Annotated in this window: 18 protein-coding genes; all 18 read right to left on the reverse strand. The window is 59.9% G+C overall.

Annotation, left to right across the window (positions count from 1 at the left end; translation table 11 throughout):
- Window positions 1–56 precede the first annotated feature (56 nt).
- The 18 genes from EN818_RS29645 to EN818_RS29735 all read right to left on the reverse strand — a co-directional run bounded on the left by EN818_RS29645 (window position 57) and on the right by EN818_RS29735 (window position 18,323).
- Window positions 57–1,724: a CocE/NonD family hydrolase gene (locus EN818_RS29645; protein ID WP_245316552.1), complete on the reverse strand. Its 1,668-nt coding sequence runs from the start codon at window positions 1,722–1,724 to the stop codon at window positions 57–59.
- Window positions 1,725–1,970: 246 nt separating this feature from the next.
- Window positions 1,971–3,311, reverse strand: coding sequence for an FAD-binding oxidoreductase (locus EN818_RS29650; protein WP_135906155.1), 1,341 nt, complete (start codon window positions 3,309–3,311; stop codon window positions 1,971–1,973).
- Window positions 3,312–3,619: 308 nt separating this feature from the next.
- On the reverse strand, window positions 3,620–3,868 hold the full coding sequence (locus EN818_RS29655; protein WP_128362972.1) for a hypothetical protein: 249 nt from the start codon (window positions 3,866–3,868) through the stop codon (window positions 3,620–3,622).
- A 271-nt stretch (window positions 3,869–4,139) separates the two neighbouring features.
- A complete protein-coding gene (locus EN818_RS29660) occupies window positions 4,140–4,910 on the reverse strand; it encodes an ABC transporter permease (RefSeq protein ID WP_095517289.1) in 771 nt (256 codons plus the stop codon).
- A 12-nt stretch (window positions 4,911–4,922) separates the two neighbouring features.
- On the reverse strand, window positions 4,923–6,329 hold the full coding sequence (locus tag EN818_RS33295) for an ABC transporter permease subunit (RefSeq protein WP_210214712.1): 1,407 nt from the start codon (window positions 6,327–6,329) through the stop codon (window positions 4,923–4,925).
- A complete protein-coding gene (locus tag EN818_RS33300) occupies window positions 6,293–6,856 on the reverse strand; it encodes an ATP-binding cassette domain-containing protein (protein WP_206073317.1) in 564 nt (187 codons plus the stop codon). Before EN818_RS33300 ends, EN818_RS33295 begins: the two co-directional genes overlap by 37 nt.
- Window positions 6,857–6,929: 73 nt before the next feature.
- Window positions 6,930–7,424, reverse strand: a complete 495-nt coding sequence (locus EN818_RS29675) for a hypothetical protein (protein WP_128362971.1) — start codon at window positions 7,422–7,424, stop codon at window positions 6,930–6,932.
- Window positions 7,414–7,977, reverse strand: coding sequence for an extracellular solute-binding protein (locus EN818_RS29680; RefSeq protein ID WP_165778327.1), 564 nt, complete (start codon window positions 7,975–7,977; stop codon window positions 7,414–7,416). The genes EN818_RS29675 and EN818_RS29680 overlap by 11 nt, the downstream gene beginning before the upstream one ends.
- A 96-nt stretch (window positions 7,978–8,073) precedes the next feature.
- The gene (locus EN818_RS29685) at window positions 8,074–8,751 is read right to left on the reverse strand and encodes an isochorismatase family cysteine hydrolase (RefSeq protein WP_165778326.1); all 678 of its coding nucleotides are present in this window, start codon (window positions 8,749–8,751) and stop codon (window positions 8,074–8,076) included.
- Window positions 8,752–9,370: 619 nt separating this feature from the next.
- Window positions 9,371–10,414 (reverse strand): ABC transporter substrate-binding protein, encoded by a 1,044-nt coding sequence (locus tag EN818_RS29690; protein WP_095517285.1) that lies wholly within the window; start codon window positions 10,412–10,414, stop codon window positions 9,371–9,373.
- A gap of 1 nt (window position 10,415) precedes the next feature.
- Window positions 10,416–11,249 carry an ABC transporter ATP-binding protein gene (locus EN818_RS29695; RefSeq protein WP_095517284.1) on the reverse strand — a complete coding sequence of 278 codons (834 nt, stop codon included), beginning with the start codon at window positions 11,247–11,249 and terminating at the stop codon, window positions 10,416–10,418.
- Window positions 11,249–12,247, reverse strand: a complete 999-nt coding sequence (locus EN818_RS29700) for an iron ABC transporter permease (protein WP_206073315.1) — start codon at window positions 12,245–12,247, stop codon at window positions 11,249–11,251. The genes EN818_RS29695 and EN818_RS29700 overlap by 1 nt, the downstream gene beginning before the upstream one ends.
- A gap of 852 nt (window positions 12,248–13,099) precedes the next feature.
- Window positions 13,100–13,477, reverse strand: a complete 378-nt coding sequence (locus tag EN818_RS34520) for a pantoate--beta-alanine ligase (RefSeq protein WP_329609747.1) — start codon at window positions 13,475–13,477, stop codon at window positions 13,100–13,102.
- A complete protein-coding gene (locus EN818_RS34525) occupies window positions 13,405–13,632 on the reverse strand; it encodes a pantoate--beta-alanine ligase (RefSeq protein WP_329609748.1) in 228 nt (75 codons plus the stop codon). Before EN818_RS34525 ends, EN818_RS34520 begins: the two co-directional genes overlap by 73 nt.
- A 1,023-nt stretch (window positions 13,633–14,655) precedes the next feature.
- Window positions 14,656–15,096: a DUF488 domain-containing protein gene (locus EN818_RS29715; RefSeq protein ID WP_095517282.1), complete on the reverse strand. Its 441-nt coding sequence runs from the start codon at window positions 15,094–15,096 to the stop codon at window positions 14,656–14,658.
- Window positions 15,075–15,740, reverse strand: coding sequence for a DUF488 domain-containing protein (locus EN818_RS29720; RefSeq protein WP_206073314.1), 666 nt, complete (start codon window positions 15,738–15,740; stop codon window positions 15,075–15,077). Before EN818_RS29720 ends, EN818_RS29715 begins: the two co-directional genes overlap by 22 nt.
- Before the next feature lie 85 nt (window positions 15,741–15,825).
- Window positions 15,826–16,536, reverse strand: a complete 711-nt coding sequence (locus EN818_RS29725) for a hypothetical protein (protein ID WP_128362970.1) — start codon at window positions 16,534–16,536, stop codon at window positions 15,826–15,828.
- 452 nt (window positions 16,537–16,988) lie between these two features.
- Window positions 16,989–18,323 carry an FAD-binding oxidoreductase gene (locus EN818_RS29735; protein WP_128362973.1) on the reverse strand — a complete coding sequence of 445 codons (1,335 nt, stop codon included), beginning with the start codon at window positions 18,321–18,323 and terminating at the stop codon, window positions 16,989–16,991.
- Window positions 18,324–18,448: the final 125 nt, after the last annotated feature.

Below are 18,448 nucleotides of genomic sequence, written 5' to 3' on the forward strand. Positions count from 1 at the left end.
GATTGGCTGTTATCGGCCCCCGTTAGTTGTTCGTAACGGGCTGATTGGCTTTTCCCTCACCTCTTGATGATCGGCAGGTCGATGTAACAACCGGCCGCGCCCCGATGAAATTTGAGCAACGGGGGCGCGCCGTCGGCGGGCACATTGGCAAAATTCGGCTTGTCGCTGCCAGCAAGGCACACCCTCAGGCGGTAACCCGACGGGAGACGGGCGGAGATCGGGAACATGGTGAAGGTCAGAATGGCGGGCTCGCCCGGAATGAGCGGTTCGGCGTCGCGTTTCGAATAGCTATGCTGGGGTCCAAGCCCGCTGAGCGGCGAGTCGGTCCACACCTTCCGGTGCAGCGCCCGCAACTGACCTTCCGTGAGGAGATGGGATTCCCCGTCCGGCTTTACGGCTTCGAGATAGACAAAAAAGGCGCAGTCCTCGCGGGTCGAGGTGACGTTCAGGTAGACCACGGGATGTCCGGTGATCTCGAGGTCGCGCGTCAACGGCTCGCTCGTATAGGCGAGGCGACCATCGAGGAACTTTCGCCGATCTCCAAATCCCAGGCGATCGGTGTCCCACCGCATCGAGTTGTCGTCCTCCTGCGCCGCGGGGTTGACCTGAAGCGAGTCTAAGCCGCTATCACCAGGCGATGCTGTAAGTCGGGAGCCACTTGAAATGTACCAGCGTTGGCGGGTGGCCGGGATTGGCCAAACAGCGGTCGATTTCCAACCCTCTCCTAGGGTGTAGTAGTGGAGGACCTTCCCTTGCTCGCGGGCAGCCCGGCCAGAAAAACACAAGTCCGCAAAGCGGAGGTTATTCGCGTGTTGCGTTGAGAGCGTGGGCAGGATCGGCTCGCCATCTGCCTGGAGCGGATCGTAGGCGCCGCTGCCGCTGTGGTTCCACGGACCGATGATCACGTTCATTGGATTTGACTGGAGCAGGAAGCGGCAAACGGCTCCTTGCGCCATCCCAAGGTCGAACCAGCTCGCCCAGTTTTGGTATGGGGTGCCCGAGCGAGAGACCCGATCCGCGGCTTCCCTGTTGCTCCAATCAAGCATGGACGCTCCGCCCCAAATCGCGAGGCGATCATCCTTGAACGTCACTTGCCGAAGGCCCTCCGATAGGGATCGTCCCGGCTGGTGATCTCGTAGGGCCGCGGCGAGGTCGGCCTCGCCGCTAGGCCCGACGGGACGAACGCCCGGCGAGGGCAAATTGCGGTCCAAGTTTCTGACCATGTCAGCCCATGCCGTTCCGTAGGCGGTGGACACTCCACCGGGAAAGTAAACTTCTTCATAGGGATCGTAGGACGCAGCCATCGGTATGATGCCCTTCAGCGCCGGATGGTTGCGTTCCGCCATCCATTCCGCTGTGTTGGCGGTATAAGACAAGCCATAGCCGACGACACGGCCCGTGGACCAAGGCTGTGCAACGATCCAGTCGAGCACGTCCGAGAAGTCCAGTGTCTCGTCGCGCGAGCGGGAATACAGCGAAACCCCGAAAGATGCACCGGTGCCGCGAACGTCTCCGACGACCACGGCATAACCATGCGGCACAAAGAGGCTCGAAAAGTTCTTGTGCAGCAGGAGCTGGTCGACATCACCGGGAGGGAGGTCTGCCTTCTGGCCACGCCAGTAGCGCGTCATCACCAGAACGGTGTCCCGCTTGGTGTTGGCATCGTCGCCCATGGGACGGACGATATCCAGAGCAAGCCTCACGCCGTCGCGCGGAATGGTCACATACGCCGATTCCAGTGGACCGGGCTTTTCTCGCCCCGCGGCAGTCCTATGGAGATCAAGGTGGAAAATCGAGTCTTGGGTCTGCTCAAGAGCGAGGCCCGTTCTCGAGCATCTCTCGAACTGAGTTTCACGAGGTTCGTTCGGTCCTTTCACGAGTCAGTTCCTCCGGTCAAGCAACAGAGTTCAGGCGCAATGCCTTCATTGGGTTCACCCGATCTCGTCCCAACTCTGACTGCGACTGCCAGGTCAGCTCCAGGGGAATGGCGAATGCGAGGTCGGATGCAGCTTGCCTTCGGCGAAGCGCGAGAAGCGGAACGGCCGTAGCAGGTCGCTCTCGTTACCGCAGATGTCGTCGGCCACCAGCTTGCCGACGCCGATCATCTTGTAGCCGTGATTGCTGTCGGCGATCACGTAGACGTTCTCGCAGAACCGGTCGAACACCGGAAAGGAATCCGCCGTGAAGCTGCCGATGCCGCCGGACGGCTCCTTCTTGTATTTCGGCATGGTGCCCTCGAAGCGCTTCTGGCAGAAAGCCAGCGCCGATACCCACATGTGGGCAAAGTCGTCGCCGACGATGAAGTCCGGGCTCTCCGGGCCGTAGGGATCGATCTTCACCTGCTCTGGCGCAGTCGGCACCTTGAACGGCATGGCGCCGCCCTGCACGCCGCCGAAGTGGAAATCAGGCTTGTAGTAGATGCCCCACAGCTTGTCCGTGATCACCGTGCCGTCGACATCGGAATGGAGCGGCGCATCGGTGTCCACATGGATCACTGGCGGCATCTTGCCGTCATTGGTGCGCTGCAGCTTCGGGTCGACGCCGAGCGTGCCTTCCTGCAGCGACCAGAAGGTCCACATTGGCACGTCATGGTGCGTCTTGCCGTCGCGCCCCTTGATCGAGATCGCCTTCGGCAGCTCGAGCATGTCCCAAATCTGCTTGACCCACGGGCCGGCACCGATGATGACCTGGTCGCAGCCAATCGTGCCCTTGTCGGTGACGACGGCCTTAACCGCGCCCTTGGCGTCCTTCTCGAAGCCGATGACCTTCAAGCCAGTCGCGATCCGCACGTCCTCGTTCTCCGCTTTCTCGGCGAGGCCGTAGATCGAGCGCGTGTTGTTGGCATAGCCCCCCTTTTCCTCGTGCAGCACCGACGTGATACCCTTGGCCTGCCAGTCGGAGAAGATGCCCTGCATGTACTTCATGCAGTCCTTCTCGCCCTCGATGAAGACCGACGGATAGCCAATCTCCTTCTGCTGCTGGTAGATGCTGGCGACGTCCGCGTGCATCACCTCGGGGCTGATCTGCATATAGCCGACCGGGTGGTAGGAGAAGGCCTCCGGGTCGCTCTCCCAGACCGAGACGCTGTGCGCCATCAGGCGGCGCATGGCGGGCTGGAAGTAGTTGTTGCGCACCACGCCGCAGGCAATGCCGGAGGCGCCCGCCGCGATGGCGGTCTTGTCGACGATCAGGATGTCCTTGCCGCTGCCCTTGCCGCTCTTGCGTAGGTTCTCGCCCAGATGCCAGGCGGCCGACAGGCCGTGGATGCCGGCGCCGACGATGACGTATTTGACGTGACTCGGAAGTCCCATAGAGCAATGTCCTGTTGAATTTCGAGGCTGAACAATAGTTTGGGAGCCGCGACAACCATTTGACATTTGGCGCCACATTACCGATAGTATCCGCCATATCGTCGCTATTCGAAGCGCAGCTTATCCGATGCTGGTAGGCTTGTGCTGATTGTTCGGGCTGGTTAGCACCGATGTGGATCGCGTCAGCCCGCGATCCTGCTCCTGATGCGGCGTGCGTAATGTCTCCGGAAATTCGTCTATCGCCCGGGCTCTTTGAATGCAGCCGGATGCTCCTGCGTCTCAACACTCCGCATCGCTTCCGGTGATCCCTACCAGCTAAAGGCATTGAGCAAAGCAACGCGAAACAGCGAATCGATGCAATTGCACTCGCTTTTCTGGATGGCGACGAGGCCGGTCACTAACGGTCCCAGCCATTGCCCGTGACGACGATCATCGCGGTTCGAACCGCATGGAATGCAGAACCGCAAAATGAGAAGTTGTTCATAGCAGATGAGCGGCGCGACACGTGTGTCGGCGAGCTTGACGACCGGATTTGCGAAAACATGCTCCTGGGCCACCGCCGTGTGCCCGGGTTTTCTCATCAGCGAGGCTGGCGTCGCCGCCCTCCTCCTCCGCTTTGGCGATTGCGTCCTGCAACGATCTGTAGGTGTCGGCCTTGCGTTCGGCCGGAACACAAGCGGCACAAGAACGCCGCGCGGAACCACCGCTTCTTGCAGTTGAAGCGCTTCAGGAACTCCGCCGCTCGACCTCCGGCTTGCCGCCGATTTATTCTATCAGGAGGATTACCCGTGCCGTCGGATCAGAGATTCGCGTCTCAAACGGCGGCACTCAACTCCGCGCCAAACCCACTCCCAAACCTATGAGCGCGCCCGAGAAAGCCACGGTTATCGTTGCGATCGCGCAGATCTCTGGCGTCACGCCTTGCCGTAACATGGCCCAAATCTGCATGGATAAGGTGTTTTCAGTCGCCGTCAACAGAAACGTGATGGACACCTCGTCAAAGCTCAAAGTGAACACGAGCAGAGCGCTCCCGGTGATCGCCCCTTTCAGGTTGGGGAGCACAGCGCGCACGAACGTCTGCGCATATCCCGCGCCAAGATCAAGACTAGCCTCCTCGATGCTTCGGTCTAGCCTGCGCAGGCGCGCCGCCACCTGCTCTACTACGATGGGCAGCCAAGCCACACTGTGGCCTAGCGCGACCGCCCCTAGGGACAGGCCGAAACCAAAGCTCTTGAGTAGGAGCAGAATCGATAAGCCCGTGATGATCCCGGGAATCATCAATGGCAGCGTCAGCATGTGGTCAACCAGGGCACTGCCCCGAAACGCGAAGCGGCTCAGAGCATACGCGGCCGGAATGCCAAGCAGCAGTGTCAGGAATACCACCCCGGCAGCGACCTTCAGGCTATTGGCGACGGCGCGCAGGAGTTCTTCATTGTTTGCTAGCGCTGCATACCACTCAAAGGTAAATCCCCGGATGGGAAACGTGAGCGTGCGACTGGCGCTAAAGGAATAGGCCACCAGAAGCGCGAGAGGCGCATAGAGAAAGACGAATACTGCTATCCCAAGAAGTGTGCTTGACGTGCGCAGCCCCGCGACCATCTGGGCAACACTTCATTCATATCGCCGCTCCATCCATCTCGCCAGGGCAACGGCTGAGGCGATCACCACGATGATCACAATCGCCAACGCACTGCCGAACGGCCAGTCGAAGGCCGCCCCAAACTGGCTTATTATGATGCTCGAGATCATCATGCCGCTCGGCCCGCCAAGCAGTGCCGGCGCGACAAAATCCCCGAAACTTAGGCAGAAGGTGAACATCGTTCCCGCGATGATGCCAGGTACGCTGAGCGGCAGAATGACGCGCCACAAGGTGTAGGCGGGCGAGGCCCCCAAATCCATACTTGCCTCGAGGGTCTCTCGCGGAATTTTTTCGAGCGCGGTGTAAACCGGGATGGCGACAAAGGGTATAAATACGTATGTGAGCGCGACACATACACTGAAGCGATTGAACAACAACAGCGAGATTGGCTCACCGGCAATCCTTAGCCAGCCGAGTCCAGAATTGATGACGCCTTCACGCCCCAGTATGATGCGCCAAATAAAGGCACGCAAAAGGAAACTCGTCCAAAGCGGGATCACCATCAGGAAATAGAGGATCTGCCGCCGCGGGCCGGCGCACAAGGCAACATAAAAGGCGAGGGCGTATCCAAGGAGTACCGCACAGATCGTGACGATACCTGCGACCAGCAAGGAGTTGCCGGTCATCGATAGATATACCGCGCTCTCGACAATGCGGGCAAAGTTCTGCAGGCCGAAGTCAGGAAGAGTGACATAGTTCTCGACTTTCCAGAAGCTGTAGGCGAGGATTGGTGTAAGGCACCATGATAAATAGAATCGCGTAAAGCGCCGCCGGCCCGAGAAAGACCGTGAGCCGCAAGTACCGACTCCAATCAACGCGGTGCGTGCGCATAGATGCTTCAGCCAGCGCCCATGCCCGCTCCAGCCAGAACTGTCGAAGACGATCACGTCGCCTTGCCGCGCCCAAACGCGAAGCGCGGTCGAGGGCTCCAGGTTGGTAGTTCCAATTGCCTGGCGATCCAGCTCTGCGGTCAGCTCAACGTCACTTCCCAGTCTCAGGGCCAGTCTGACTGCTGTCCCTAGACAGACGACGTCCGAGACGTGGACGTCCGCTTCGAACGCTGCGTCCTCTTCTGGCACGCCGAGCTTCAAGTTCTGCGGACGAATGGCCAGAAGCCCTTCAGTTCCACGCGCCAGAGCATGCGGCTTGCCGTTTCGTAATCTAAAGCCGCTACTCTGGTCGATCGAGATCGGTATGAAATTGCATCCACCGATGAAGTCCGCGACAAAGCGGTTTGACGGGCGCTCGAAGATCTCCCGCGGCGTGCCGATTTCGGCGATTTCTCCAGAATCGAGCACCGCAATGCGGTCGCTCATCACCAGCGCTTCTTCCTGGTCGTGGGTCACGCAGACGAAGGTGAGACCCAACTCGGCATGCATCCGCCGCAACTCAAGTTGCATCGCACGAGCAGCTTGGCGCCCAGGGCGCTGAGGGGCTCGTCAAGCAGGAGAACTGACGGTTCGTTGATCAGGGCTCGACCCAGGGCCACCCGCTGCATCTGGCCGCCGCTGAGTTCGCGGGGCAACCGGCTGGCCTTGTCGCTGAGTCCCACACGATCGAGCATTGCCAAGACCCGAGCCTTGACGTCCGCTGTGGAAATCCGTTTCACCCTTAGCGCATAAGCGACGTTTTCGAACACCGTAAGATGGGGGAACAAGGCGTAGTTCTGGAAGACGGTGTTCACGTCACGGCGAAAGGGCGGAACGTGGGTAACGTCTCGCCCTTTAATCGACACGGACCCACGGTCCGGCACCTCGAAACCGCTGATGAGGCGCAATGTCGTGGTCTTACCGCACCCGCTCGGACCAAGAAGCGTCAGGAACTCGCCCTCAAGGATCTCCAGCGACAGATCCTTGAGGGCCACTGTATTTCCGAAGGCCTTCGACACCCGGTCAAGCCCGGTCAAGCCGGACGAGCGCCTGATTGCAGCACGATCCCTCTTTCGCGGGTTCAACTGGCATAATCAAGCAGCCTTCACCTCATTCAGTACCTCCAGATAGCGGTTCCGGCGCGGGATGTTCTCCCAAAATTGCATCTGGTCCATCATCTCGCCAACCTGCTCCAAGCGCAACGCTTCCCAGGTCTCCGCCTTCATGTGACCCTTCGACGCCGGGCTGGTCGGCATGTAGCCAGTAACATTGGGGATCTCGCCCTGCGATTCCGGGGAGATGATGTGATTGATAAACTTGTGGGCGACTTCCTGGTTCGGTGTCCCCCTTCACAATGAAGTGCGAGTCGATCCAGCCGATAGGCGGGGAGCCGGCAAATTCGCGCACCGGCAGTCCCTGTGATTTCAGGGTCGCGGTGATGTAGCTCCAAGAATTGGATGCGACGATTTCCTTGATCATGAACAGGTCGATCGCCTCGCCCGCCTGGGACCAATAGGTGCGCACGAGGGGCTTCTGCTCGATCAGCTTCTGCTTCACCGCTTCGAGCTGTTCGTCCGTCATGTTCCAAAGGTCTTCAATTCCCATCCAGTTCGCCACGTCTCCCAACGTTGCAACATCGTCCCATACCGATTTTGCAAGCGTACCGATTGTCAAAAAGGATTCCGAAGTCGCTCCCATCGGGAATTACATCGGCGTTCACAGTGACGAGAGTGATTCCAAGGAACGTCGGCACTCCATAGACCTGCTTTTCCTTCGAAATGAAAGCGACGGTCTTGAGCCGTGGATAAAGCTGCTCAAAATTGGGAATCAAGGACAGATCGAGATTTTCCACGAAGCCGGCGTCGATGGCCCTCTCCGCCAACGAGCTCACGATCACGGCGACATCATAGTCGCCTCCACCCGCGGCCAGCTTGGCCATGTATTCATCGTTCGAGCCCACGTATGTTTTCGTGACCGTAACACCATTGGACTGCTCGAAATCCTTTATCCAGGCGTCCTCGGCATAGCCCTCCCACGTGAGAAGCCGAATCTCGCCGGCCGCAATCGCGCGGTCTGGAAGATGCAGACTAGCGGCGCCGAGGCCTAGAAGTGCGCTGGTTTTCAGAAACTCGCGCCGTATTATCTTCTTTACTCGCATTGCTGGACGCCTCCCCTTCGCTGTTCTGAACCGTATTTGCCTTTTTCGGTCTCCCGTCGGTGGACGCCCGGAGGTGCCGCGGGCCGCCATTCTGTCTCACAGGGACTCGTACAACGAATCGATTGTTTCAGTCCGGTACGGCATCGAGAACGGCTTTTCGAAGCGCCATGCGCGATAGTCGTTCCCATCCAGCGCCTTAACCAGTTCCTCCGCCCCGATGATCATCCCGCCCCTCAGCCAATTGGCCATGTCAAGCATGGCGGTCTTGTGAATTGTTTCGGTCGCGCTCCCGCACGCATCTTTCACCAGCGTGATCCGAAAATCGCGCCACAGGGCATCCCATACCGTCGTCTCCAGGCAGGCCTCCGTCCAGACCCCGAAGATGATCAGGTGCTCGATATCCATGCGGTTAAGAACAAGATCGAGCTTCGTGCCGTAAAAGGCCGTGAAGCGCTGCTTGTCGATGACGATGTCCCCATCCTGCGGCGTGACCTCCGGACAGATCTCCCCCCGCGTTGAACCGGCGACGCTGTGCAGCGGCCGCCCGCGGTCATCCAGAGACTCGTATCGTGGCGTGTCTATACCCTTCGGGTCGAGCCAATGGCGCGTGTAAATGATCGGAAAACCAGTTCGTCGACAAGCGGCCAGCACCTTCTGGGACTTGCTCAGAACGTCTGGATAATTCTCCACCGTGCAAGCACCCTCGGGGAGGTTCTCGCCTTGCAGATCAACGGCTAGTACTGCGCTTCGCTCCAGCCGGAACCAATCAGACATTTCAGCCTCCTCGTCAGACATTCGGCAAACTAAGTTGCAAGATCGGCTTTTGCTTGCATGTAACAGCTCGATTGTTGGGCATCTGTAAGCTACTAACGATTTGTTCTTGTGATGTTTGTTCAAGCGAAGTCGACAGGGCTCCTACGACCCAATTCATGGCCAGTTTCCCAGCCGGCCTCTCAAGGAACCTAGGGACGATTGCTTGCAATCTTCATATCGTGACGGCTCTTCTCAGCTGGGCTTTTTTGGACGCCCGAGCTTCAATCCGTACCGGTGGCGGCGCTCGCGAAGCCAAATTCACGCGAGCTCCATCGGGTGAGATTAGACCGCGTAATCAGGACCGCGTTGACGCGTCCTGCCACATTTTTGGCATCTGCCGCCATATCGAACGCTTGGTTTGGCGACTCCGCCGATGTCGGCGGTGCCGGCAGCGCCTCGCGATCTCCATGGGAATGAATTGGGCGCACGGCGCGGGGTTTCGGCAAAGCTGCTTGCGCCACCGAAAAAGCTGGCTCACATGGATGCTGGAGGCGGTTAACCAGGTGCTCGACTTTGTTGCACTCGTGGTAAGCGGCACAATAAGGCTGGATTTGCTGCGGAAAGTCCGCGGCCGGATCGCTCAGTAGGGTGGCTCGGTCGTGGGATCCAAAATGGCCGCGACGATCTCATCGTCGAGCGGGTGGGCGAAGGTAGTGGCGTAGAAACGCTTCACTTCGGCCTTTAGATCGATCTCACCAAAAACCTCCGGGTTGATCGTCCTTGCCGCCCACAGCACGGTCAGCGGCTGCTCAGCCGTGCGATTGCCCCATGTATGCGCGACTACAGGAAGCGGAAAAACGCGCCGGGTCGCCACCGCACGTACGTCCTTTAGCAGCGGGTTGCCGAGGACCTTTTCGACATCTTTCAGCTGGGGGACCAGGACGATGCCGGGGTTCCAGGTCAGCACCTGCTCGATGTTGAAGGATAGCACTTCTTGGCTGCGCCCGTCGTCGGAGACGCTGACGCCGCCGGCCTGCCGGATCCACCACTCCGCAATGAGATGCGGCTGGCTGATCGTCTCCGGCTCGAAATAAAGCACGCGCGGCTTCTCAGTGTCCGCAAGGGATTGCGAAATCGCCGAGACCCGCGCCAGAGTTCGGTCGAAGTAGTCGACATAGGCGGCTGCTTCCTTCTCCTTGCCGAGAAGACCGCCGATGAGTTCCATCGCCGTCTTCACGTCATCGGGCTCCTGCCATTCAATGACGACCGCAGGCACGCCGACGCGCGCCACCGCATCCGCCATGGCCGGATAGGTCGTCAGGATGACATCCGGCTGGAGCGCGATGATCGCCTCCAGGTCTGGTTCCCGGCTCTGCGTCTCGATCAAGGGCGCGTCAGCCAGTTGCGGCGCGAAGACTTTTTGAAAGGTCCAGCGCGGGTTCTCTCCGAACCGCGGCGGCAAACCGCTGACGAGTCGATCCGACGCGCCGACGGCGAACAGCAGGCTGTTTAGTGGCGGCACGGAGCCCATGGTGGCGACCCGCTCGACTTCGGCCGGCACGACGACCCTGCGGCCTGCCATGTCGGTGATGGTGCGGACCGCGGTCGCACCCGCCGCCGGCGAGGCGATGCCTAACAGGAGCAGTAAAAAGGCTGAAATTTTCAGGATGGGTCGACACGTCATATCAATTTTCCCTCAGATTATGGGACTTGCCCAATCGGGAGCTTCGGCGGACAGGAAAACATACGGTCATGGGACCGAAGCCATCGTCGCCTGCACCGAGGGACACCAGCCGCACCGGCACATCGTACAGCGCGCTCAGCGTGAGATCGTTGACCACATGGGCTACGTCTCCCTGCGCAAGCACGAGCCCGTGCTTCAGCAGAACCGCTTGCGTCGCCGCCGCCAGGGCGTGGTCGGGATCGTGCGTGGAAAATACCAGCGTGCGCCCCTGCGTCGCCAAGCCCGCGATGATGTCGAGGATGCGCGTCTGGTTGGCGAAATCGAGGCTGGCCGTCGGTTCGTCGAGCACGATCGTCGCCGCGTCCTGCGCGATTGCGCGGGCGATCAGCGCAAGCTGGCGCTCGCCGCCGCTCGACAGGTTGAACGGATGGTTCGCCAGGTGGCCGATGCCAAGTCGGCCTAGGCTGTCGAGGGCGATGCGCCAGTCATCGGGCGACGGCACGGTGAAGGAGCCGAGATGCGGCGTGCGGCCGAGTACCGCGATGTCGGCCAGCGTGTAGGGAAATACGGCCGCGCCGTGCTGCGGCACATAAGCGATGCGGCGCGCCCGTTCGCCTTCGCTGAAGCTCGACAGCGGCCGGCCGTCGATCTCGATGCCGGCGCCGCCGCCCTGGAGCCCGACGAGACAACGCAGCAGCGTCGTCTTACCCGACCCGTTCGGCCCGAGAAGGCACAGCACCCCGCCCGCTTCGGCCCGGATCGAAATCCCGCGCAGGGTCGGAGCGACGTTGCCGGCGTGAGTGAAGGAGACATCGCTGGCGACTAAAGCGGCCATCAGAACCAATGCCTCCGGGCACGGCCGAGCACGATGGCGAAGAATGGCGCACCGACAAGCGAGGTTACGACGCCGAGCGGCAGCTCCTGTGTCGCCACGCTGCGCGCCAGTGTGTCCATGGCAAGCAGGAACAGGCCGCCCGTCAGGGCGCTGATCGGCAAGAGGCGGTCGAAATTGGGACCGACCAGAAAGCGGGCGATGTGGGGGACGACCAGCCCGACCCAGCCAACGATGCCGCTTACGCTGACAGCGAGCGCGGTCAGTACGGTGGCTCCGGCGATGGCAACGCCGCTCACCAGCGCCGCATTGACCCCGAGCGCCCGTGCCGCGTCGTTGTCGGCGCCGAGCACGTTTATGTGCCAGCGGAAGGCGTAAAGCTGGGCGAGCATAAGTGCGATAGGAACGCCGATGATGCCGAGATCATCATTACCGATGCGATTTAGACTGCCCATCAGCCAGAAGGTGATCGACGGCAGCACGTCGAGCGGGTCGGCTATGTATTGCACCACCGCAACCAGCGCGTTGAAAACGGCGGCGACCACCAGGCCCGCCAATACCAAGGTGATCATCGAGCCACTGCCGAGATGACGGCCGATCAGCGCAGTGGCCGATGTGGCGAGGATACCGGATGCCATAGCCATGCCCATGACGCCCGACCAAGACAGGCGCAACAGCAGGGCCAGCGAGGCGCCGAAGGCCGCGCCCTGTGAGGCGCCGAGGATCGCGGGCGAAACCAGGGGATTGCGGAAAATGCACTGATAGGTCGTCCCGGCCGCGGCCAGACTGGCGCCGACCAGCAGCGCGCCGGCAATGCGCGGCAGCCTGATTTCCCATACGACTGTCTCCGCGGTCGCAGTCCAGTCGGCCTCACCGCCGGTGACGGGGTATAGGAAGATCCGTAGCGCTATCAGCGGCGGCACGGGATAGCGCCCAGTGACGAAGGCCAACACCACCGCCGAAAGCAGCAGCATGAAAAGAACAAGGTAGAGCGGCCACAACGGCTGTCGCCGCGACCTTTTCCGGCCTCGACTTTCCTCATGTGAAGTGATCATCGTTGCGGCGCCGTTTCCCCCGATGGCGAGACCAGAAAGCAGCTCAAAGTAGCCTCGGACATTGGCAGGTAATGTCATCCATGAACGACCATATGCAGCTAGCGCCGTTGATCAACGTGATGCCTTGTCGACTGTTGGAGTCGCGGGTGTGAGCCGAGGCATCATAGAAACATTTAGCTGCGTGGATTCTGGTTCCGCTAGAGCAGAACAATCTGAAGGTCGGATACCTCCAAAACAGCCCTCGAAGCCCCGCCTCGACCCAAATCGCGGGCGTCCCGATCCAAGGTCGTTCCGCAGCGTTCCAGTAGATCAGGCCGCCTCAGTTCGGGCAGAGCGGATGCTCGAACTCTTTCTGGGATTTATCGCATTGCCAAGCTGAGCGGCTCGTTGCTCTTGCAAATCGCATGCCGCCATTGGCAAGCAAATGCCAGTAGAGGGATAACCTCCCATAGCACCGCACCATGTTTTCTCGAAAGTCGACTAACCGCTCGCGGTCTCCAAATGGCGGCGCTCGCGACGCCGATTCACGCGAGATTATCGGGTGATAATTAGATCGCGCAAACTAGAATCGCATTGACATTTGCGGCCATTCTTTTGACATCTGCCGCCATATTCCCCACTTGACGATGATGAACCCCACGTGCCGGTTCATCTCGCGGTTTTCGCAAGAGCGGCACCGGAGCTGATTGAAGTCGTTGGCGATTCCAGATCAGCGATTGATGATTCAGACTGTCTGCCGGGGATGGAATTCGTCCCGCGTACCACTCGGTTCGAAGTAATCGAAGGGCATGCACCGCCTCAAGCCGCCGTGCGCGTGATGGCTCCTGGCCGGGACGGCACCTCTACATTGTCGATCAGCCGCGTCTCGCCAAGCCAGGCAGCCACGAGCAAGCGTCCGGGCCTGTCAAGCGCCTGCATCGTAGCGAGGTCCTCCTTGGCCCGGAGTTCGAGATACTCGATCCGGGCGTAGCCTACCGGGACAATTGCTGACCGCGCCTCGACGAGCGTCGCGTCGACCGACGCGCCTCCGGCGACGCGTGCGGCCGCGCGGCAAGTCTCGGCGCGACCTGCCGCTCCGCCACCGACAGGTGCACGTTGCGCGACTACATTGCCAGGCCGTCCTCCTCGCGGACCGTCGGGCAGGCGACTATCTCGATGGGGATATCCAGATCCCACGCCACCGACGCCCCTCGTGCAACTGCTGGAAATCCTTCTCCCCGAAGAAAGCAAGATCGGCGCCCGTCTGAGAGGGAGTTGAGCAGATGAGCGCCGAGCGGCGCGAGCTTGGCGCCGTCCTCGTGCTCCGTGCCAGGCCGCGAGACCGGCTGCATTGTTGAACTGTGTCGGGTTGACGAAGAGCGTCACGATAACCCGCTCGGCACGCTCACAAGCGGAGGTCAATAGATACCATGCGGCCCCCGGCCATCGACGCCTTGCGCGCGCAGGTCGAAAAAGATCGAAGGCCCTCGGAGACGCGCCCAATCGGTGCTGCCCTTCGGGTGGCCGCCGTGGTTTCACGCCTGCCCGGGCGTGGGCGCGCGGCACTGCATTGCATGAGATCGCCGGGGCGGCAACGGCATCATCGATGGTGCCGCCAGTGCCCTGTTCACCGCCGGCATCGCCGCGCGCACGAAAGGCCGCGTGCTCTGGTGCATCACCCAGCCGGATATTTTGCGCCCGCCGTCGCGCAGGCGGCCTGCCGCCCGATCGGGTTACCTGGAGGCCGGCGACCAGGCCAGTGTCTTGCCTGCATGGAGGAGCGCCTGCGGCATGGCGGCTTAAGGGCCGTTGTCGGGGAAGTCGCCCAGCTCTCAATGAAGGCCTCGCGTCGCCTCATGCTCACCGCGGAGGTGACCGGAACCATCGGTCTCGCGCTACGGCTTTGGCGGCGCCAGACGGACGCGACCGATTTCGGGCAGCCCACCGCCACCGCCACGCTGGCGGGTGTCGGTGCTGCCCTCCACGCCAATGCAGGTTCCCGGTATTAGCCGAGCCAGCTGGCTGGTCGAGTTGATCCGCGCCCGGGCTGGCGAAAGCGCTGATTTCGAATTGGAAGCCTGTGATGAAAGGGGTCGTCTCGCTGTACCTGCCGAGCTGGTCCACCGACCGTCTGCGGCGGATGACCGGCGCAGCGGCGGCGCGCGCTGACGCGCCGTTGGTGGTCGACGTCCGGGACGGGAGCAGACGGATCGTGACGGCCACCGATGCCGCAGCCGCTGCCCTCGGGTGCGCGTCGGTATGCCCGCCGCCAAACTGGACCACGTTAGCGCCTGCGGCTCTCAGCTGTGGCAAAAAGGTTCAACACGCTGAGTGATTGCAGCGACTAGAATTGGTTAGCTTGCCCACAAGAGCTTTCAAAGATGGCGGACCTTTAGGGCACCGTCCCACTTCGAGTTTAAATACTCACACACCAATCTGCGGTGGCAATGGTGGGGTTTATCCTCGGAGCAAAGTAAGCAGCCGCTCGAAAACAGCTCCGGTTTCAACCGGATCTCAATCCGTCTTTCTTCCATCAAGCATAAGAACGATCGTTCGTAAATCCCCCAGTCACCTTTGTCGCGTTTGTAAGCCTTTAGAAGGTCATCCGTAGGCGCGAGGATTGGTTGATGGACGTACTGAACGCCACAAATTTCTTTCAGAAAATACGCCAAGTCATCCGCTTTCGCGAAGCCTGCAAGCTGAGAGGTATTGTGAAGTCTGACGTCGATTATTTTTTTGACGCTCGCTTTCTTAAGTCTATCAAAGAAATTAGCAGCTGTTGTTTTTGTAAAGCCTATCGTTGCAAGCTCAACCAACTTCTCAGGCTCCTGACATCTACGTTTTTAGGGGCGAATTGACTACCTGAGAACGCGACCTTTTGTGCCCGATTACGGTAGGCTGCGGCCAGTCGCTTTGAGGGCACCTCAAATAAATCTACATCTGCCTTTCCTGCCATGTCGAGTAATCGTGCCTCTATTCGATCTTGATCCAACAGGTGGCCGTTGCCGAGAATGTGCTGAACCTTCACCCCTTTTTCGTGCAATGCCCGACCAACGAGTAGGCATCGGTGACAGTCTAGCGGGTTCTGCTCAGAGCACATTAACGCTATCCGATAAGACTTGGCTCCTTCGACTACCCGATCAATGCCGCAGGCAAACTCCTCCGTTCTTGCCATTCTCTCGTAATCTGCTACACCTTCGCAGAAAAACTGCTTGCTTTTGGGACGCCCGCCGAGTTCCTGTCCAAGAAACACGTATTTGACGCGGTCCCCTCCAAGCTCGCGCTGCAAGTTTTCTTTATTGAAGTGCGGAAAATGCCGCGAGAACGGTGATGTTCTGACGTCCGCTATGGCATTAACGCCATGCAGCTTTAAAAGCGCGAAAAAGCTTTCATAGGAAAGCATTGAGTGGCCAATTGTGAACACTTGCAACGTCGAGCTTCCTATCTCTTTCTTCGCCAACTGAGCCTTCTCCAAACGGAGTTTCCGGACAATGGGCGTAGCATTTTGACCGCCGATCCCGCTGCGCCTTTCTAACGCCTGCACCTCATAGGAACAAGAGACCGTTAACCTGAGCGTAGCAGGAGTGCGGCATTGCAGCGAAGGGACGGCACAACCCGAGACGGACATGGATCAATTCGCTGGCGTGGGCATCAGCCTTCAATGCCGCTATCTCACCGTCAATGAAGCGCCTATAGGCTGCATCGGCTGGCACAGAAAAATCGTAGTCGAGACCCTCGTACTCGACAACGGCCCTGAGGCGTCGCCTTCCGTTTGCCGCTACATCACTGTAAAAGCTAATTTCGTCAGGCTCGATTTCAATGGCGCCGAGCGATGCGGTATTCGTTCCGGCGGGCACTTGTGCCTTTCCACTTTGAGCACGCACCAAATGGCCTCCGAACGCCTTCAACGGTGACGCAGAAACGCTTTCTGCAATGGATTGAACAATCTGCGTGGTGTTGAGACGCTCGAGAACCGCGATGTTGCTACCTGCGACTACAATCCGGTCTTCGGTCGCGTGGGGGAAAGGAAAGTGGTCAGGTGGTTTTGTGGCGGCAATAAGCACCTTATTCCCAAACGCGAAAACCTGTCCATCTCCAGCAAAATCGCCATCCCAAAATCGAGAAGCCTCGACTGCAGCATTGGCCCCCGGCGGCTCGGGTCGTATCATCCGCTGTCGACCAACGTCCCATCCGGCCACGCAGTAAAGACTTCCATAGCGCGTTACATCCGTGATTATTAAGCTGTACTCTGCCACGATACCCCCCCAACTCGCTTACCTTTGGCTGTAACTCGCACAAGTTCAAGGTGATTGATTTGATCTTAACAACTTAGCGTTTGAGATTTTGACGTGCGTCAAGCGGTTCGAAATACACTGGTCTCCGCGGGGATATGAAGAACTGCCAACAAGGTTGGAGCCGCTCGTGGAGAGAAAAAGACATTATCGGGGCAGGACAAACCAAGACCCAGAGTTAAGTAGGTCGCTTGGCTGATACCGGCCCGGCGACATATCTCATCAGCCCCTTGCTTCAAAATGAACGCCTTCTGCGTGGCGGAAAACTTAGATGCATTCATTGTGTTCCGCTCCTCCCGAGCCAGGGGAACCTACAGAGGAAAACTCCAGTTCCGACCGATCCAGTTTTCAGGGATCGGAGCACACTTATTGGGTCTTGCCCTCATCGTCACACTCTGGTTTCGAGCGGGCAAATGTCAGCTCCAGGGGAATGGCGAATGCGAGGTCGGATGCAGCTTGCCTTCGGCGAAGCGCGAGAAGCGGAACGGCCGTAGCAGGTCGCTCTCGTTACCGCAGATGTCGTCGGCCACCAGCTTGCCGACGCCGATCATCTTGTAGCCGTGATTGCTGTCGGCGATCACGTTCTCGCAGAACCGGTCGAACACCGGAAAGGAATCCGCCGTGAAGCTGCCGATGCCGCCGGACGGCTCCTTCTTGTATTTCGGCATGGTGCCCTCGAAGCGCTTCTGGCAGAAAGCCAGCGCCGATACCCACATGTGGGCAAAGTCGTCGCCGACGATGAAGTCCGGGCTCTCCGGGCCGTAGGGATCGATCTTCACCTGCTCTGGCGCAGTCGGCACCTTGAACGGCATGGCGCCGCCCTGCACGCCGCCGAAGTGGAAATCAGGCTTGTAGTAGATGCCCCACAGCTTGTCCGTGATCACCGTGCCGTCGACATCGGAATGGAGCGGCGCATCGGTGTCCACATGGATCACTGGCGGCATCTTGCCGTCATTGGTGCGCTGCAGCTTCGGGTCGACGCCGAGCGTGCCTTCCTGCAGCGACCAGAAGGTCCACATTGGCACGTCATGGTGCGTCTTGCCGTCGCGCCCCTTGATCGAGATCGCCTTCGGCAGCTCGAGCATGTCCCAAATCTGCTTGACCCACGGGCCGGCACCGATGATGACCTGGTCGCAGCCAATCGTGCCCTTGTCGGTGACGACGGCCTTAACCGCGCCCTTGGCGTCCTTCTCGAAGCCGATGACCTTCAAGCCAGTCGCGATCCGCACGTCCTCGTTCTCCGCTTTCTCGGCGAGGCCGTAGATCGAGCGCGTGTTGTTGGCATAGCCCCCCTTTTCCTCGTGCAGCACCGACGTGATACCCTTGGCCTGCCAGTCGGAGAAGATGCCCTGCATGTACTTCATGCAGTCCTTCTCGCCCTCGATGAAGACCGACGGATAGCCAATCTCCTTCTGCTGCTGGTAGATGCTGGCGACGTCCGCGTGCATCACCTCGGGGCTGATCTGCATATAGCCGACCGGGTGGTAGGAGAAGGCCTCCGGGTCGCTCTCCCAGACCGAGACGCTGTGCGCCATCAGGCGGCGCATGGCGGGCTGGAAGTAGTTGTTGCGCACCACGCCGCAGGCAATGCCGGAGGCGCCCGCCGCGATGGCGGTCTTGTCGACGATCAGGATGTCCTTGCCGCTGCCCTTGCCGCTCTTGCGTAGGTTCTCGCCCAGATGCCAGGCGGCCGACAGGCCGTGGATGCCGGCGCCGACGATGACGTATTTGACGTGACTCGGAAGTCCCATAGAGCAATGTCCTGTTGAATTTCGAGGCTGAACAATAGTTTGGGAGCCGCGACAACCATTTGACATTTGGCGCCACATTACCGATAGTATCCGCCATATCGTCGCTATTCGAAGCGCAGCTGCAT

The organism is Mesorhizobium sp. M3A.F.Ca.ET.175.01.1.1 (assembly GCF_004791945.1).
Lineage (GTDB): Bacteria > Pseudomonadota > Alphaproteobacteria > Rhizobiales > Rhizobiaceae > Mesorhizobium.

Excerpts from the sequence above, each read along its gene's own strand:
- EN818_RS29650 (WP_135906155.1), bottom strand. The coding sequence starts at position 3,311 with ATGGGACTTCCGAGTCACGTCAAATACGTCATCGTCGGCGCCGGCATC.
- EN818_RS29660 (WP_095517289.1), bottom strand. The coding sequence starts at position 4,910 with ATGGTCGCGGGGCTGCGCACGTCAAGCACACTTCTTGGGATAGCAGTA.
- EN818_RS29690 (WP_095517285.1), bottom strand. The coding sequence starts at position 10,414 with ATGACGTGTCGACCCATCCTGAAAATTTCAGCCTTTTTACTGCTCCTG.
- EN818_RS29695 (WP_095517284.1), bottom strand. The coding sequence starts at position 11,249 with ATGGCCGCTTTAGTCGCCAGCGATGTCTCCTTCACTCACGCCGGCAAC.
- EN818_RS29675 (WP_128362971.1), bottom strand. The coding sequence starts at position 7,424 with ATGGGAATTGAAGACCTTTGGAACATGACGGACGAACAGCTCGAAGCG.
- EN818_RS29685 (WP_165778326.1), bottom strand. The coding sequence starts at position 8,751 with ATGTCTGATTGGTTCCGGCTGGAGCGAAGCGCAGTACTAGCCGTTGAT.
- EN818_RS29680 (WP_165778327.1), bottom strand. The coding sequence starts at position 7,977 with ATGCGAGTAAAGAAGATAATACGGCGCGAGTTTCTGAAAACCAGCGCA.
- EN818_RS33295 (WP_210214712.1), bottom strand. The coding sequence starts at position 6,329 with ATGCATGCCGAGTTGGGTCTCACCTTCGTCTGCGTGACCCACGACCAG.
- EN818_RS29735 (WP_128362973.1), bottom strand. The coding sequence starts at position 18,323 with ATGGGACTTCCGAGTCACGTCAAATACGTCATCGTCGGCGCCGGCATC.
- EN818_RS34525 (WP_329609748.1), bottom strand. The coding sequence starts at position 13,632 with ATGCAGCCGGTCTCGCGGCCTGGCACGGAGCACGAGGACGGCGCCAAG.